The organism is Pirellulales bacterium (genome assembly GCA_036499395.1).
Classification (GTDB): domain Bacteria; phylum Planctomycetota; class Planctomycetia; order Pirellulales; family JACPPG01; genus JACPPG01.
Window position 1 is genome coordinate 121,980 of record DASYDW010000068.1, and the last position, 16,283, is coordinate 138,262.

The 16,283-nt window shown below is 60.5% G+C and carries 14 protein-coding genes; 5 read left to right on the top strand and 9 right to left on the bottom strand.

What is annotated here, in order from left to right:
• Position 1: 1 nt before the first annotated feature.
• The gene (locus VGN12_13145) at positions 2 to 400 is read left to right on the top strand and encodes a hypothetical protein (GenBank protein ID HEY4310391.1); all 399 of its coding nucleotides are present in this window, start codon (positions 2 to 4) and stop codon (positions 398 to 400) included.
• 42 nt (positions 401 to 442) lie between these two features.
• Here VGN12_13145 and VGN12_13150 read toward each other — a convergent pair whose 3' ends face one another.
• On the bottom strand, positions 443 to 1,513 hold the full coding sequence (locus VGN12_13150; protein HEY4310392.1) for a DUF3500 domain-containing protein: 1,071 nt from the start codon (positions 1,511 to 1,513) through the stop codon (positions 443 to 445).
• 242 nt (positions 1,514 to 1,755) lie between these two features.
• On the opposite strand from VGN12_13150, the gene VGN12_13155 reads away from it, so the two are divergent.
• Entirely contained in the window at positions 1,756 to 2,805 is a 1,050-nt protein-coding gene (locus tag VGN12_13155) for an SMP-30/gluconolactonase/LRE family protein (protein ID HEY4310393.1), read from the top strand.
• A gap of 98 nt (positions 2,806 to 2,903) precedes the next feature.
• Here VGN12_13155 and VGN12_13160 read toward each other — a convergent pair whose 3' ends face one another.
• From VGN12_13160 to VGN12_13175, 4 genes are all read right to left on the bottom strand, one after another.
• Positions 2,904 to 4,877: a hypothetical protein gene (locus tag VGN12_13160; protein ID HEY4310394.1), complete on the bottom strand. Its 1,974-nt coding sequence runs from the start codon at positions 4,875 to 4,877 to the stop codon at positions 2,904 to 2,906.
• Between the two features lie 280 nt (positions 4,878 to 5,157).
• Positions 5,158 to 6,231, bottom strand: coding sequence for a squalene--hopene cyclase (locus tag VGN12_13165; GenBank protein HEY4310395.1), 1,074 nt, complete (start codon positions 6,229 to 6,231; stop codon positions 5,158 to 5,160).
• A gap of 128 nt (positions 6,232 to 6,359) precedes the next feature.
• Positions 6,360 to 7,574, bottom strand: coding sequence for a hypothetical protein (locus tag VGN12_13170; protein ID HEY4310396.1), 1,215 nt, complete (start codon positions 7,572 to 7,574; stop codon positions 6,360 to 6,362).
• A gap of 203 nt (positions 7,575 to 7,777) precedes the next feature.
• Entirely contained in the window at positions 7,778 to 9,031 is a 1,254-nt protein-coding gene (locus VGN12_13175; protein ID HEY4310397.1) for a Gfo/Idh/MocA family oxidoreductase, read from the bottom strand.
• Positions 9,032 to 9,251: 220 nt separating this feature from the next.
• Here VGN12_13175 and VGN12_13180 point away from each other — a divergent pair, with 220 nt between their 5' ends.
• Entirely contained in the window at positions 9,252 to 10,286 is a 1,035-nt protein-coding gene (locus tag VGN12_13180; GenBank protein HEY4310398.1) for a trypsin-like peptidase domain-containing protein, read from the top strand.
• A 101-nt stretch (positions 10,287 to 10,387) separates the two neighbouring features.
• Here the strand turns inward: VGN12_13180 and VGN12_13185 are convergent, their stop codons facing one another.
• The 4 genes from VGN12_13185 to VGN12_13200 are packed head-to-tail and all read right to left on the bottom strand — an operon-like array spanning position 10,388 to position 14,070.
• Entirely contained in the window at positions 10,388 to 11,497 is a 1,110-nt protein-coding gene (locus tag VGN12_13185; protein HEY4310399.1) for an HlyD family efflux transporter periplasmic adaptor subunit, read from the bottom strand.
• Entirely contained in the window at positions 11,484 to 12,230 is a 747-nt protein-coding gene (locus VGN12_13190; protein HEY4310400.1) for an ABC transporter ATP-binding protein, read from the bottom strand. Before VGN12_13190 ends, VGN12_13185 begins: the two co-directional genes overlap by 14 nt.
• 58 nt (positions 12,231 to 12,288) lie before the next feature.
• A complete protein-coding gene (locus VGN12_13195; protein HEY4310401.1) occupies positions 12,289 to 13,428 on the bottom strand; it encodes an ABC transporter permease in 1,140 nt (379 codons plus the stop codon).
• A 3-nt stretch (positions 13,429 to 13,431) separates the two neighbouring features.
• The gene (locus tag VGN12_13200) at positions 13,432 to 14,070 is read right to left on the bottom strand and encodes a CerR family C-terminal domain-containing protein (protein ID HEY4310402.1); all 639 of its coding nucleotides are present in this window, start codon (positions 14,068 to 14,070) and stop codon (positions 13,432 to 13,434) included.
• A gap of 309 nt (positions 14,071 to 14,379) precedes the next feature.
• On the opposite strand from VGN12_13200, the gene VGN12_13205 reads away from it, so the two are divergent.
• Entirely contained in the window at positions 14,380 to 15,489 is a 1,110-nt protein-coding gene (locus VGN12_13205) for a DSD1 family PLP-dependent enzyme (GenBank protein HEY4310403.1), read from the top strand.
• Between the two features lie 266 nt (positions 15,490 to 15,755).
• A complete protein-coding gene (locus VGN12_13210; protein HEY4310404.1) occupies positions 15,756 to 16,220 on the top strand; it encodes a YbaK/EbsC family protein in 465 nt (154 codons plus the stop codon).
• Positions 16,221 to 16,283: the final 63 nt, after the last annotated feature.

Consider the following 16,283-nt stretch of genomic DNA (forward strand, 5'->3'; position numbering starts at 1 on the left):
CATGGCAACTTTGCGCCTTGTGGTTGTGATCGTCTGGGCGTCACCAGCGAGCGCGCTGGGGCTGTTGGCCGGACTGCTCGGATTGGCCACCGGGAGCCGCGTAAGGCGGCGCGGCCGGACGCTGGAATGCTGGGGCGGCGCCGTGACGTGGATGCTCACGCATGTTCCGCCCGTGCGCGGCGCGGCTGCCGTGACGCTTGGGCATATAATTTTGGGGCTCGACCGAGACGCACTCGACGCGACGCGCGACCACGAGTTGGTTCACGTCGCACAATACGAGCGTTGGGGCCCGGCGTTTCTGCCAGCCTATGGAATCTGCTCGTTGGCGTTATGGCTCGCCGGACGAAGCCCCTACTGGGACAACCCGTTCGAGCGCGAGGCTTATCGCCAGGCGCCGTGAACCGCCGGTGACAATTCGCGTATTTCGTGCAGCTTCGCGCGTTTACGCGTTCAGCTTTACTGACGGATCGCTGGCGACGTTGACCCACACGTGGACGTGGGGCGTGCCGCGGAAGTACCAGACGAACGCTGGGCCTTCCAATCGCCAGCAGTCCCACACCTTGTCGTTGCCGATATCGCCGTCCTTGTAGAATGCCAGCGAGCACTTATCGAGGCCCCCTTGCGCCTTGAGGCAATTGATCACCTCGTCACGATCGCTTTGGCGGTATGGCTCGACCAGCACTTGCAAGACCTTTTGCAACTCTTCGCGCTGATCGCTCGACAATTCCGTGACGGGGATGCCGGGGAAACCGCCCGCATCGCCGCGGAAACTCACCTTGTTCTCGGCAGGCAGCTTGTCGACGAGCGCCACCTTGCGCTGCTTCTCGTCCATCATCGTGTAGACCTTGTTCGCGGCCACGGCCTGCGGCCAGAAAACATTGCCCGGATGCGTGGGGCCTTCGTTGAAGCTGTCCGCGGCGTGACCGTAGAAGATCGGTCCGCCGAAGGCGACGCTGTCGGACGAATCGCCGTCGCAACGCAGCGTCATGTGCCGGCCGGTCATTACGAACTCGTACTTGCCTGAGCCCGGGACGCCGAAGATGGCGATGCTTTGATCATTGCCGTAACCGCCGGCGTCGTCGTCCAACTGCTGATAGATCCGCTTGTGCCAGTCGGGCTGGATGATGCCTTCGAATATCTTGCGAATGATGTCTTGTTGATCGGCGGTGTAGAAATCGCCGGCGATTTCCTCGTCGTTGATCTTCCAGTTGTTGGCGACGTGCGTTCGCAACAGCCCGCGTTTGGGATCCTGATGGTCCCATTCGTAGCAAACCTTGGCCCGCTGCTCGGGCTTGAGCGCCTCGTAGAGGACCTTGACGAGCGATTCCGGAGCCGAGCCGCTGGGGGTCGTGTCCGCGGCCCAGCTACGGCCGGGCGTCCATAATCCGGTCGAGGCCGCCGCGCCCACGATGCCTGCGGTGCGCAAAAAGTCGCGCCGGTTGACGGACGAATTCGGTTCGATCCGATCGGCCGACGAAGCACAGTCAGGGCAGGAACGCGAATCGCGAGTCATGGCAGGGCCTCCCAAGTGAATCAGAATGGGGCGTACGGGAACGAGCGATTGTCGATGCTCGAATCGCTCGCAAGCCTTTGTGTCTCGTGGACAACGATCATTAAACACGACCCGTTAGCGCCGTGCAAATTCGTGCCGCCTGTCGGTGAAACGTCACGCATTGCGGAATGACCGGCGCGTGACATCGCCATGACCGCGTGATATGACGCCAATATTACGCATCCGTTAAGGAACCTTGCCCTATGCATTTAAAGACCAAACTACTCGTTCACGCGATCGCGATCTTTGTGTCCTTTATCGCCACAGCGAGCGGTGCTGATCAGGAAATCGTTCCGGCTGGCGCCAAACTCGAACTGTTGTACACACGCACGGCACCCATCAAGGGTGGACTGACCGAAGGACCGGCCGCGGCCCCCGATGGAACTATTTATTTCACCGACATACCCGAGGGGGCGGATCGAGGGCTGATTGTCCGTTTCGATCCGAACACGCAGAAGACGAGTGTCTTCACCGACGATAGCGGTAAGGCCAACGGTTTGATCTTCGACGCGAAAGGGGGGCTCATTGCCTGCGAAGGGTCCGACCAGGGAGGGCAGTGTGTTTCTCGCTGGGACGTGAAGACGGGCAAACGCACCGTGCTGGCCGATCGGTTCAACGGCAAGCGATTCAACGCGCCAAACGACGTGACGATCGACAAGAGCGGACATATTTATTTCACCGATCCGCGTTACCTGGGGGCCGAGCCGCGCGAGTTGGACGTGCGTGCCGTCTATCGCATCGATCCTGACGGCAAGGTTGTTGAAGTGACGCGCGAAGTGGAAAAACCGAACGGCATCGCGATCAGCCCGGACCAGCAAACGCTGTACGTGGCGGACACCAATAACGGCAGCGATCGAATCACGCTGGGCGAGAAGCCAGCCAAGGGGGCGATGAAAGTCTACGCGTTTCCGCTGGATGCCGGCGGCGCAGTCAGCGGGGCGCGGCGCACTGTGATCGATTTCGGCAGCGAAGATGGTTGCGATGGCATGACGGTCGACGCGCGCGGCAACCTGTATCTGACCGCACGCAGCGCGAAGCGGCCGGGTGTGCTGGTTTTGAATCCGCAGGGCAAGGAGTTGGCCTATATTGCGACAGGCCCATCGCAGCCGGATGCCGCGCAGCCGGTCGGCCTGCCGAGCAATTGCGAATTCGGAATCGGCGCCGACGCGCACACGTTGTATGTGACCGTCGACAAGAGCCTGTATCGGATCACGCTCGGCGCCGAGGGATATCACATCCCTTGGGCGCAATGAGAATGGACTATGACGCGGGCGACGCAACGCAACCCATTTCACGTGCGATCGTGCCTAGTCTCGATCACGTGGATTCCTAGGCTCGTCTTAAAGGGCAGTTACTGCCAGAGGGTGATATTTGGGTAATCGTGCTCGATTTCCTGCTGAATCTCGAGCCAATTGTCTGGGAGGTTGCGTGGATAATCTGAACCGACGTGGACCCGCGGAAGCGAGCGTAAAGACGTTAGGTGGGCGCGCCCCTCTGCGAGTTGATGAGCGTCAATCCCAAGCAGTTCGATTTTCTGCGTCCGTAAATAGGGAATGATTCCAGCAATTGTCACCGTCGTGTCCCCGACATATATTTCGCGCAGATTGTTGAACATGCCCAAATCGACAAGGTCAGCATCATCAAGCGTTGTGCCTTGCAACTCGAGGAACCTAATATTCGGGCATGCGTCGCTCCAGGCCTTCCATTCGTCGCTGCTGTGAGGGCATCGCAAGTGGAGCGTCAACACGGAAGTGAGCTTGCCCAATGACTTGATTCCTCGCTTGTCGATAAACGAACTCCCGTTCCATATCGTTGTTAGTCCTCCGACGTTGGAAGCATTAAGCCCGCTGAGATCGGCGTTGTTGATGGTCGGTCCGATTACGATCGTATCTCCCTGTCCTTGCCGGATACCATTTAGTTGATCTTTCAACGTCTGAACAGCGGCCGCGTCCGGCTGACGGACAATTCGAATAGATGGCCTCCGTTGTTGCAATGCCGATGCATTAACGTCCGTCACGCGAGTATCGGATGCCGTCAGGACATGCAATTGAGGGAACCCATTAACGGCCGGGGTCAACGATTTGATGTCGGTTTTGTCAATGTCCAGATCTTTCAACTGCGGCATCTTGCCCAACTCTGCAAATCCAGCATCGCTAATGCGCGTATGGCTCAAAGAAAGGGCCTCGAGCTTTTGCAGGGAGCTGAGTGATCGCATGCCGGCGTCAGTGAGAGGTAAATGGTCAAGTTTTAGCCTACGTAAGTGTGGCGCCTTGCGGATGTATTCGAGTCCCTTTTCCGTCACAGCCGTGCCGCCGAGTCCCAGTGTGCTCAACGAGGGAAACGTATCTAGGTATCGAAGGCTTTCGTCGTCAACCAGTGCATCGACCAGAACCAGAGACTGAAGCGCTGGAAGCTCCGACAGCGCTTTCAGGCCATCGCCTGTTATGTCGCTACTCGAAATCGTTAGCATTTCGAGTAGCGTTAAACCGAGAAGTTCCTTGATCTCGTCATCCGACAACAGGTCCGGAATTCCATACGCCTGAATGATAAGTACTCGAAGCGTGCTGAGTCTTCCCAGCGATGAGCAGTCAAAGCGAGCATCCTCGGAGGAGCTGGATACGCTAATGCGAAGAGATCGCAGATCGGGAAAGGCTTGCAGAAAGGCGAGTGATTCACTGCCGTCAGCACTGACCTCAACTTCGTCAATCCCACGGAAGGGCAGTGCTAAGGTCAAGGGAGACGGAAATTGGGAAAGGTCAATCCTAAGGGTCACTGTGCCGGGATACTGGGCGCCAAGTCGCCTTACAAGTTCGATAGACTCCTCGTCCTCGGGCAGGTCGACATACGCGTGGTACATCCAGATGAAGCCGCACTTGGTCATGAGCCAATCGGGAATTTCGCCCAAGGAAACGAAAGGACGGACGCCTGCAACTGCATCCAATCTTGAGATCGCATCGACGGTGAAGTTGACTCGTCTGATATTCCATTGGCAGATTGCGCCAATGACAGCAAATATCGCGACAACAAGCATTAACGACCGAAGGCGGAAAGCAAAACCGCGCCTCGTGACGTGCAAGATACGCCTGATCACGAACCATGTAATCGTTGCAATAACGGCCGCTACAATGAGGTCGCCAAGTAGCGCGAGAATGTCGAAGGGGGCAACCTTCAGCGTCGACGACTTTATGCCGGGATACTCAATGCGCTCCGTAAACCGAAACGGCCAACCATGCGCTACGGGCTTGACCCACCCGGCCGATGTGCCATGGAGAGAGCACATCCAGCTTTTATGCGAACCCTGCCGGGCCGGCACTGCCAAACCCAAAAATATCAACGCGAACGTAATTACAAAAAATAATGATCTGGAGTAAGGCGCACTCGAAAAGGGCCGCATTATGCACGTCAGTTTGTTACGTCGAACTGCATGATGCTAAATACTGCATTCGCTGCTGACTTTATCGTACACGCGCGTCTTCTCGACGGTCTACACCGTGTAGAAAAAAGGTTAGCCCGGGGGCGTTGCCACCCCGGTGCGTCAATACAGATTGCTTGCCCACGAACAATGATGCCCCCTGCGTTTGGCGCATTGCTGCTTAAAACGCTGGCTATCTTGTCGGGCCCGCTGCTTCGCACGACTTGAGGGCCAGCACGGCGAAGGCGGTGCCGGCGTGTGAGATGTAGTGCTTGCTGTCGGCGTGGAGCGAGCGCGAGAACCAGCGCCCGCTTTCGCGCTGATGCGTTTTCAGCCAGGTGACGCCGTGCTGAAGTTGTGCGTCATCGGCCGAAACGCCTGCCCGGCGCAGGACGTAGATCACGAACCCTGTGCCGTAGCCGTCGCTGCTCGTGGTGTCTTGCGGCGAGCCGTCGCCGCGTTGCCAATCGCCGAGCGTGGCCAGCCCCCAACCGCCATCCTCGTGCTGCAACGTTCGCAGCGAATCGATGCACGCTTGCCGGTCCGCCTCGGACATCAGGTCCGGCACGTAGGTCGATGCCCAAAGGACCATTGCCTTGTGATGCAATGTCGGCGGTGGGTTTTCGGCGAGATATTTGCGAATCTTCGCGAGGCCGGCCTTGGCGGCGGGCGTGTCGGCATAGCCATCCGGAGCGACGCCTGCACCGATCGCCGCGAAGCTGACGCCGAAGTGATCATCGGACTCCATCGGCGGCCAATCACACTTCAACCAGGTCCAGCCGCCATCTTCACGCTGCAGCGTCCACATCTTGTCGAGCGCTTGCCGCGTGATCGGATGCAGCTTGCCCGAGGTTACTGAATCGTTGAAGGCCAGGATCGTGCCGGTCGCCACGACCTCGGCATCCCAGCGAGGGCCTTTGTCGGGCCAACGCTCGGTGACCAATTGCTCGGCGAATTTGCGCACCTCGGCGTGGGCCGGAACGTCGGCCGAGATCGCCGGACGCGCCATCAGATAGGCGTAGTTCGTGTGGCAGGTCATGCAGCCGCGCGTTTGTTGCCAGTCGAGCGCGGCGGAATCCAGGAAATCGGCTGCGCGAGTTAGCGAGAAGGCCGCGGCCAGCGGTTCATCCGCCGTGTTTGCCGTCGGTGCGGTGTAGTTCGCAAGCGTCACAGGTTCGGCAGCGTGACTGAACACCGCAGAGATTGCGCCCACAGTGAGCAAGGCGTTCGCGAATAAAACGAGCACGGCAATCCGAAGGAATGACATGGCGGGACCTCGGCGGGGAAGGAGCGAAGGCGTGACAACAGCGGGCTAACGATCGCGCGTCAGCATAGCCGAGTCGGCATCGGCCTGCAAAGAAATCTGCTTCGCTCTCGCCTTGTGCGTGACCGCGCTTACGGCTCGCCGATGATGATCGCCCGGCCGCGGCCGAGCGGACCTTCGATAAACGGCCGCACTGCGTCGAGCGCTCGTGGGTCACCGTTTTGAATGCGTTGGAGGACGCCCATCACCAAGGGTTTAGCCAGTGGATAGATTTCCACCCAGCGCGTGAGTGCTCCCGAGGCTTGCAGCGTGATTTCGTTTTCCTGGATGCGGCATTCCAATTGACGCATGTCCGCGCCGGGATAAATCTCTGAGCCGACCATGTCCAGTCCGATCATCTCTACCGCGCCGTTCGGACGACGTGAGATTCGCGGGCGGACATCGAAGAGCTTGTCGCGTTGCGCCCGGGTTTCCGTAAGTTGCGAGTTGAGGTCGTCGCGCACCGCCGGATCTTTCGCTGCACGCGCCTGATCGCGCAACTGCTCGATGCGTAGATCGGCGGCCGTTAGTCGCAAGCCTGAGATGGCGGTCAGCAGGTCGGCCACATCGTCGAGCGTTTCGAAGTGATCGATGCGAGCGAGGCGTTCGTCCAACAAACGGCCGAAGATTTCGTCCGTGGTTTCCGTGGTTGCGAATGCGAAGACGTACTCGGGCGTCTGTGCCCCGGCGGGCGCGGGGGGGGCATCGTCCGATTTCTTGCTTTGCCGCTGCTTGTATTGTGCGAGCGCGTAGTTCGCTAGGGCCACCACGGGCGTTTGCAAACGGAACCGGCCATCAACGACAGCCACCAATCCGCCGGCGTCGTTTTGAACAACTTGCGCGCCGAGGCTGCCGCTGAGCCGGCTGGGTACTTCGGCCCAGTTTGTGCGGCGCAAGGCCGCATCGACGCTGAGACGAATGTGGTCCTCGGCAAAATTCGTCCCTTCGGGATCAAAGCCGATTCGCAACGATTCGATGTCGCGACCGCCGCCGAGCAGTGTCGTTAAAAGGGGGCCCATCGCGGTATTCAGTTTCGGAATATCGATCGCAGCCGCCGCGCCGGGGGCGTTGGGGTCGGGCGGGACGACGGCGTTTAAGACCTGGCCACCAATGTTCAGCAATCGCTCGCGACGCTCGGCACGCTGTGCATCGGTTAGCGGGCGACGCAGCGGGGCACGCGGTGGCGGACCGGCTGGGGCCGGAGCAGGACGAGGTGTTGGTAGCTCTTCCTGTGCCGCAGCAACATTGCTGACCAACAGTCCGGCAATGATCAGCCCGATGCCGATTTGATTCGTTCGATATCGCATAACGCCATTCTCCTTTTCCGGCATCTTCTTTGTACGGTGGTCCCTCACCCCCGGTGCATTCCGAGACTGCGGCGGATCGTCTGCCCGACGCTGCTGGCCCGATGCACTGCTGGATTGTAGCCTTTTTGCCGGTCCGAGGGGTGCCCCCGAATGCTGTCTGCACTGGCAACTCCGGATGGGAAAAGGATTTGGCGTCGTTTGCGCTATGTCGTTTGCCACTGGGCCACTTGGCCTGAGCGCAGGGCGCGGTTGCCCAGATGGGCCCCTTTGACGGCAATGACGCCGGCCTCGGCCGGGGCATTCGGGCGCTGGCGGCTGCGCATGCAGTCGACCCAATTGGTGAGATGCAGGAATTCGCCGTCGGGCTCGGTGTAAAAGTCGGCGCCGCGCGGTCCCTCGCCGATTATTAGTTCGCTGCGCTCGAGCTTGCTGGTTCTCTCAGGGATGACCTCGTAACGGCCGCGGTCGAGATAGAGCGTTCCTTCGGTTCCCATGAATTCGAGCATCGCCGCGTTGCGCGCGTTGACGAACGTGCCCTCGTAATAGATCTGAACTCCTTGCTCGGGATAGTGCAGCAGCGTTTGCACCGTGTCTGGCGTTTCCCACAGCCCTGGCGCCAGGAAATGATCGCCGATCGTAGCGGCTGTTTGCGGGTGGTCGAGTTCCAAGTACCAATTCGCGACGTCCAGGTAATGGACCATCAAGTCCGTCAAAATGCCGCCACCGAAATCCCAGAACCAGCGCCAATTGCGGAACCGGTACGGGTCAAAAGGTTGCTCCGGCGCTGTGCCGAGAAACTTTTGCCAGTCGACTGAGTGCGGATCGATCTCTTCGGGCTTGGGGTTATGACGCGGCTGATTGCGATTCCACGTCAGGTGGACCTTGTGAATTTTTCCTAGCTGTCCGCTACGGATGATCTCAAAACCCTTTTGGAATTGGGGCATGCTGCGCTGTTGCATGCCGACCTGCACGATCCGCTGGTGCTTGTTCTGTGCTTCGATCACGGCCGCGCCTTCGGACAGTTCATGCGTGAGCGGCTTTTCGACATAGACGTCCTTGCCGGCGGCACAGGCGTCGACCGTGATGGGCACGTGCCAGTGGTCGGGGGTGGCGATCAATACGGCGTCGATGTCCGGTCGATCGAGCAGGGCCCGGTAGTCCTTGGTGGCAAACGCAGCCTCGGCCGCGGCCTCGCTTCCCAGTTGCAGATTCTTGTCCCAAACGTCGCACACGGCGTTGATCGCCACGCCGGGGACGCGCTTCAAGGCCTTTAACAAGTGTCGACAACGCCCACCGACGCCGATCAATCCGATCGAGATCGTTTCATTGGCGGCGTAGGTGCGGGCGGTGACCGTTTGTCCGGCGGTCGCGAGTCCGGCGCCGATCGCGGCCGCGCCGAGGCTGGCCGATTTGAGGAACTCGCGACGCGGGGTGGTAGCGTCAATATTCAATGTCATGGGGAGATTCCTCCGCCTTGGCGGTCAGGCTCGTTTCGCGCTTAACCTGGGCCGATCGTTTGGGCCCGTAGCTGCGGCCATGATAGCCGTTAGGAATGGCGCCAGCCACGTTGGCGTGCTTCGGGCGGGGCTCGCTTGCCGGGCGTCTGCGCGGCGCATAGCATTCTTAACCCCTCGCTGCGAAAGCGTGCGATCTGGGGAGATCGAAAGGGAGGATGTTATGCCTGGATTCTTGGACTTGTCGACGCGTGAAGAACATACGGGTTTGCCTGGCGTGCCGGCTGCGCGACGCGGTGTCGATGATTTTCCGCTGCTGGACGCCTATTCGCAGGCCGTGACGCATGCCGCCGAGACGGTTAGCCCCTCGGTGGTGAAGATCGACGTGCGCCATGCCGCGCGACGTGACGAACAAGGGCAGGGGGGAGAAGGCCGGGGCGGTAGCGGATCAGGCTTCGTGATTACGCCCGACGGATTCATCCTGACCAACAGCCACGTCGTTTCGCAAGCCTCGAAAGTGCAGGTCATGTTCTCGGACGGGCAGAAGGTTTCGGCCGATGTCGTGGGAGACGATCCCGATAGCGACTTGGCCGTGATACGGGCCCATGCGTCAGAGCTGCCGCCGGTTGCCCTGGGGGATTCCCAGGCGATCCGCGTGGGACAATTGGCCATCGCGATCGGCAATCCGTTGGGCTTCAGTTGCTCGGTGACTGCGGGCGTCGTCAGCGCGCTGGGGCGATCGTTGCGAGCGGGCAGTGGCCGACTGATGGACGATATCATTCAAACTGACGCGGCGCTGAACCCCGGAAACTCGGGCGGGCCGCTGGTTAATTCGCACGGCGAAGTGATCGGCGTTAACACGGCCATGATTCTGCCGGCCCAGGGAATCTGTTTTGCGATCGCCGTAAACACCGCGCGGCTGGTAACCACGCAATTGATCGCCTACGGCCGCGTGCGACGCAGCGTGATCGGTGTGGCAGGGCAGAATATCGAACTGCCGCGGCACCTGGCCCGTCAGCATGACATTCTCGCTGGCACGACGGTGCTCGTGATGAGTGTCGAACCGCGGGGGCCAGCCGCGGCGGCGGGCTTGGCCGAGGGGGATCTGATCGTCGAATTCGCCGGCCGTTCGATTGGCAGTATTGATGATCTGCATGCCGTGCTAACGCATGACCGCATCGGGATGGCGTGGCCGATTCACGTGATACGGGATGGTGCGCTACGCGCGTTACAAATTGTGCCGGCTGAGAAGGGGTGACGGCGCGGGACCCGATTGCTCTACGATTTTGCCGTCCAATATGCGCAAGCACTTGGCGGCGAACTCCCTCACCCTGCACTCTCCCGGAGGGAGAGGGGTTTTTATTCGGGGGCGGGCGATCGTAGGGGGATGCGCGGGGTGGCGTCGGCCACGGCCGTTGGACTGGGTGGCGAGGCATCGAGGAACGCGTCGACTTGTTGGCCGACGTAGACCGTCTTGGCGTCGGGTTCGAGCGCGTAGATGACTTGCAGCACGCGCGTGTCGACACGCTCGACGCTGTTGCCGATTAGCGAGGTCTTGGGCTGCACGTACGGTTCGACGCGCACGAATGTCATCGGCAGCCGATGACTGGCGTTGCCACGCATGCAGGCCGTGCCCGACATGCCTGGGTGGAAACGCGGGATGTCTTGTTCGTCGATGTCGATGCGCACGTGCAGTCGCTCAAGGTCGCCAAGCACCACGAGCGGCTGATCGGGCGGGGTGCCGACATATTCGCCTGGCCGAACGTCGACCTTCAGGATCTGGCCTGTGACCGGCGCACGAACCTGCAGCCGATCAAGTTCGGTACGGTATTGCTCGACAAGCGAGCGATTGCGTTCGACGTCGACGCGCGCCAGCGACTTGTCATGCTTCCAGCTACCGGCCTTTAGTAGTTGATCCTCGGCCTTGGCCTCGAGCAGGGACTCGATCGAACTGGCCAGGGACTGTCGTCGCTGGATGACCTCTTCCTCGGGAACGGCGCGGTGGACGAACAGCTTTTCGCGTCGCTCGAGCATATCGCGCTGCGCGACAACATCGGATTCGGCGCGACGGACCTTGGCTTCGCTGGGGGGAATTTCCTCTGGCCGTGGCAATTCCTCGATCCGCGCGAGCGTTGCCTGGGACGCGGCCAGTTGTGCTTCACGTACGCGCAGCTCGGCCACGATCTGTCGATCGTCGAGGCGGAATAGCGGATCGCCGGCTTTTACATGATCGCCGACGCCGACCAACACTTGGATCACGACGCCGGGAAGCGGGGAGCCGACTTTGATGTTTTCTGTCCGCGCCTCGACCAAGCCCGCCGCGGCGATGACGTCGAGATACGGAGAGCGCGCCGGCTCGGCCAGCGGGCCGTAGGCTGGCGGAGTCTGATGCGTCCGGGCCAAGTGATAGCCCATAAATATGATGCAAACGACGCCGATGGCGGGCAGCGCTAATTTACCCATGCGCATCACGCTCTCCTTGTGCCGGTGCCCCGGCTGCTTGTGCCGTAACGCTTTCGACGCGTCCATCGGCCATCGACACGATTCGATCCCCGTACGAAAAAATGCGGCTGTCGTGTGTTACGACGATCACCGCACGGTCGTTCTGCACAGCCACGCGGCGAATCAACTCCAGAACTGTCTGACCGGACCGGGCGTCGAGCGCGGCGGTCGGCTCGTCGCACACCAAGAGGCGAGGCTCGTGAACCAGGGCCCGGGCGATGGCCACTCGTTGCTGCTGGCCACCGGAGAGTTGTCGCGGCAATGCGTCGGCGCGAGCGCCGAGATCGACGGCGTCGAGCAGGGCACGTGCTTTGTGTAGCGCCGTGCGTCGTGGTACGCGGGCGATCAACAGCGGCACGGCGACGTTTTCCACGGCGCTCAGCGCGGGCAACAAGTTGTATTGTTGGAACACGAAGCCGATGTTTTTGGCGCGAAAGCGCACGAGCCGTTGCGGCGAGAACTGCGACTGGGTCTGGCCGAAAACATCGACATCCCCCGCCGTGGGACGCAACAAGCCGGCGATGATCGAGATCAACGTTGTTTTGCCGCAGCCGCTGGGGCCGACCAGTAGCGTCAATTCTCCGGCCAGCACGGAGAGATCGACGTCGATCAGTGCGCGCACGGCGGTATTGCCGGCCCCAAAGTCCTTGCCCAGGCCGCGGCATTCGACGGCGATCGAGTTCGAGGTTGCGATCATCATTCAATGCGGGCGTCGCGCCGCATGACGCGGCGCGACGCTCCCCGGTCACCCTATACGTTCAGGCACGAAACACTTCCGCCGGTTCGAGAAACAACACTTTGCGAGCGCTGACAAAGCTGGCCAGGACCACGATCAGGCTCACGGCCGCGGCGCTGAGCGCGACGACTTGCCACGGCAGATAGAAGCCGGCCAGGTGCGTCACGTTTTTGGTCGCCTCGAAGAACAACGCCGTCAGGCCGACGCCGATGCCGAAGCCAATGCAGCCGACGATCGTGGCTTGCAAGAGGACCATCAGGATCAGTCGTCCGTTGCTCAGGCCCATGGCCTTGAGCGCGCCGAACTGGCGAAGATTTTCTAGCGTGAACAGATAAAACGTCTGGCCGGCGATGGCCGTGCCTACGATGAAACCCAGCGCGATTGTGATGCCGAAGTTCACCGGGATGCCGGTGCTGCGCAGATAGTAGCCGACGGTGCGCCAGACGAAGTCCAGTCGCGACATGGCAAGCAAACCGGTTTGCGCTTCGATTTGTCGGCAAGCTTCCGCGGTCGATGTCGCACCGTCGGGCTCGGCCAGGACGAACGACATGCGGTTCCGTTCTTGGGTGACGAATTCCATTGCCTGCGTGTATCGCGAGTAAACGACGGGAAAGGTTTGGAACGGCGGCGACGCCTTGCAAATGCCGACGACGATCGCCCGCTGGTCGTTCATCTCCAGCGTTTTTCCCAATGAGAGTGGCTGATCCGGCCAGAGATAGCTGTAGCCGGCCTTGTCGATAATGATGGCGTCCGGATGCCGCAGTTCTTTGAGAGAGCCAAGCAGCATCTCGGTGGGGGCACCGACGAGCGTATCGTCATCCAGTCCCATAAGCATGACCTGGCGAAAACTGCCGTCGCTGACGCGCGCCCGGGCCAGCCCCTTGTAGAAACGCACGGCCCAAGAGACACCGGGGACGCCGCGCACACGATAGACGTCGTTCTCGCCGAGCGGTTTGATTTCGTCGGCGTTTTGCACTTCGGGACGCATGACCCAGATCGAAGCTTCGCGAATGTCGAGAATCTGACTGGCCGTGCGGCTCATCAGTCCGACGAAGATCGAGGTCTGTTGCGCAATGAGCAACGTGCCGAAAGCCACGCCAAAGATCGTGCCCAAATACTTGGCGCGATCTCCTGTCAGCATTCGCCAGGCGACCCAATTCATGCGCTACCCTTTGCCAGTGGGGGTGGCCAACGGCTGTCCATAGCCCAATGCCGCCAGGGAGAATCTTGCGATATGATCCGCCAGACGATCGATTGAAAGCTGGCGATATTCGTCGACGCCGATCAATTGCTCGGCGATGGGGCGATGCACGTAATAGAACAAGCACTGCCCGACAATGCTGAAACCGGTGAGATAAGCTTGCGGGCGAGGCGTCCCGTCCGGCAACAGATCAACCAGGATGCGTTCGAGTTCTTCGGCCATGGGGCGAATGTAATCGTCGACGACCGCGACGCACGCGCCTGTCGGATTGGCCAACTCACGCAGCATCAAGCCCAGGTGCCACGCGGGACGCTCGACATAAAGCATGCGGCTGAGCATCGTGTGGATGTAGGTTCGCAGCCGCTCGACCGGCGGCAAATCGGGATCCCACTCGGGCGTGGGAACTTGTTCGACGCAAACGCACTGGGCCTGGCGTACCGCGTCGATGTACAGCCGTTGCTTGTCACCGAAGTAGTAATTGACGCTGGCCAGATTCGCGCCGGCGCGCTCGCAGATTTCGCGAACGGTTGCTGATTCGTAGCCGCGAGCTGCGAACGTCTCGCCCGCAGCTTCGAGCAATCGATTTTTCGTGTCGTCGGTCATGTGTTTCGCCACTCCGCCCGTGGATACACCGAGTAAGAGCATGGAACGTGCGTTTCAAATGATTGTATAAAACAAGTGTTTTAATTTCAAGATGGGCGTGCTTTTTCCGTCGAAAGAACAGCTTAAGTCGTTTGACCGTAATGTTCTCAGATAATCGTTCGCGGCGAAGGAAGGGGAATATTTTGCACTTCGCCGGTGGGTTTTCTAAGATCATGGGTATCGCGCCCACCTGCCGTCACTCCCCACTGGTTCGCCCTCCTCGCCGAGCCTACCCGACGTTTGTCCCGCAGAGGTTCTGTTGCCGTGAGCATGACTGAGCCAATACCCGCGTTGTCGGAATGTACGAAGGCGGCGCTTGATACTCCCGCGTTATGTGTTGATCTGGCAGTGATGGAAGCGAACATCAAGGCCATCGCCGCGACGTGCCGCGCGCATGGAGTTGCTTGGCGACCGCATGCCAAGGGGCACAAGGTGCCCGCGATCGCGCAGCGAGAGTTGGCCGCGGGAGCGATCGGCATTACGTGTGCGAAGCTCGGCGAAGCCGAAGTGATGGCCGCAGCGGGAATCACGGACTTGTTGATCGCGAACATGATCGTCGGTCCAATCAAGCTGGCGCGGCTGGTCGAGCTACGACGCTGCGCCGATCCGATCGTGTGCGTGGATCATGTGGATCAGATCGCCGCGCTTTCCGAGGTGATGAGCCAGGCAGATTTGAAGCTGCGCGTGTTGATCGAAGTCGACATCGGTTTGGCACGCGTCGGAGTATTGCCGGGCAGAGCCGCACTGACCTTGGCCGGACAGATCGTCGAAAGCCCCGGCCTCGAATTGGCGGGCATCATGGGCTACGAGGGGCACTTGTTGACGGTCAACGATGCGCATGAGAAGGGATCAGCGATTCGCGCGGCGCTTCGCGATCTGACGGAGAGCGCCGAATCGATTCGGCGCGCGGGGATGCCGTGCGACATTGTCTCGTGCGGAGGAACAGGCTCTTATCTGTACGCGGTCGAGCAGCCGGGGATTACCGAGATTCAAGCAGGCGGCGCCATCTTCATGGATGCGTTTTATCGAAACCGCTGCCAAATTTCCGATTTGGCTTACGCGATGACGGTGCTGACGACGATCGTCAGCCGTCCGACTCCGGACCGCGCCATCATCGACGCGGGACGAAAATCTTTGAGCATGGAACTTTCCATGCCGATCGTCGCCGGTCGCGACGACATCCGCGTGAAGGGACTCTCGGCCGAGCATGGGACGCTCGAACTCGGCCCCACGGCGCGCGATCTGCGGATTGGCGACCGGCTGGAATTGATTCCCGGTTATGCGGACCTGACGACCGTTTTTCACGAGGAGATCTACGGCCTGCGGGACGACCGGGTCGAGGTCGTATGGCCGATCGAGGCCCGGGGCAAGCTGCGGTAAGCCGGCCAGACCGGCTGGGGGCGACCGCTGCTGTTTGTTATTGCCTTTTCCCAACTGTCGAGCGGCGATCTTAACGTGGCGCCCGGTCCGGAACGTGGTGCGCCAGTAATCGACTCGTTGGCCCTGGCCCAGTAGCGCGTCATGGCGGCAGCCCGTGGTGATTCACGGCTGGCTGGCATCGTCTTTGCGACCTGGATCGGGCAAATCGGTAAGATTGCAGATGGGGAGAATGAAGTGCACGGACTCAGCGTCAGGAAGGGAACGCCATGAAGGTTCAAGATTTCTTGAAGGGGCGGCACACGACCTACACGTTGATCGAGCATCCGGCAGCTTACGGCGCGCAGCGCATGGCCGAGGCGGTGCATGTCTCGGGGGACTGGGTCGCGAAGAGTGTCGTGTTGAAAGCAGGGCAGGGACCGTACTACTACCTCGCGGTGGTGCCCGCCTCGAGCCGGGTTGATTTGGAGAAGGTCCGGCAGGCGATGGGCCTGGTCAGAGTCGAGTTGGCTCGCGAGGAAGAAATCTCGCTGATATGTCGTGATTGCGAAGTTGGCGCGATGCCGCCCTTCGGCTCGCAACTGGGCATGGAAACGATCATCGACGAATCGTTATCATGGGCCGACGAGATTGTCTTTGAAGGGAACTCGCACCGCGAGGCGATTCGCATGAAGTACCGCGACTACTACGACCTGGAGCATCCGCTGGTGCTCTCGATTTCTTTGCACGCGTGAAATGATGCGTCAGGAAATGAAAAACCCGACCAGCAAGCTCACGGGTGAGCAAGCGGATCGGGT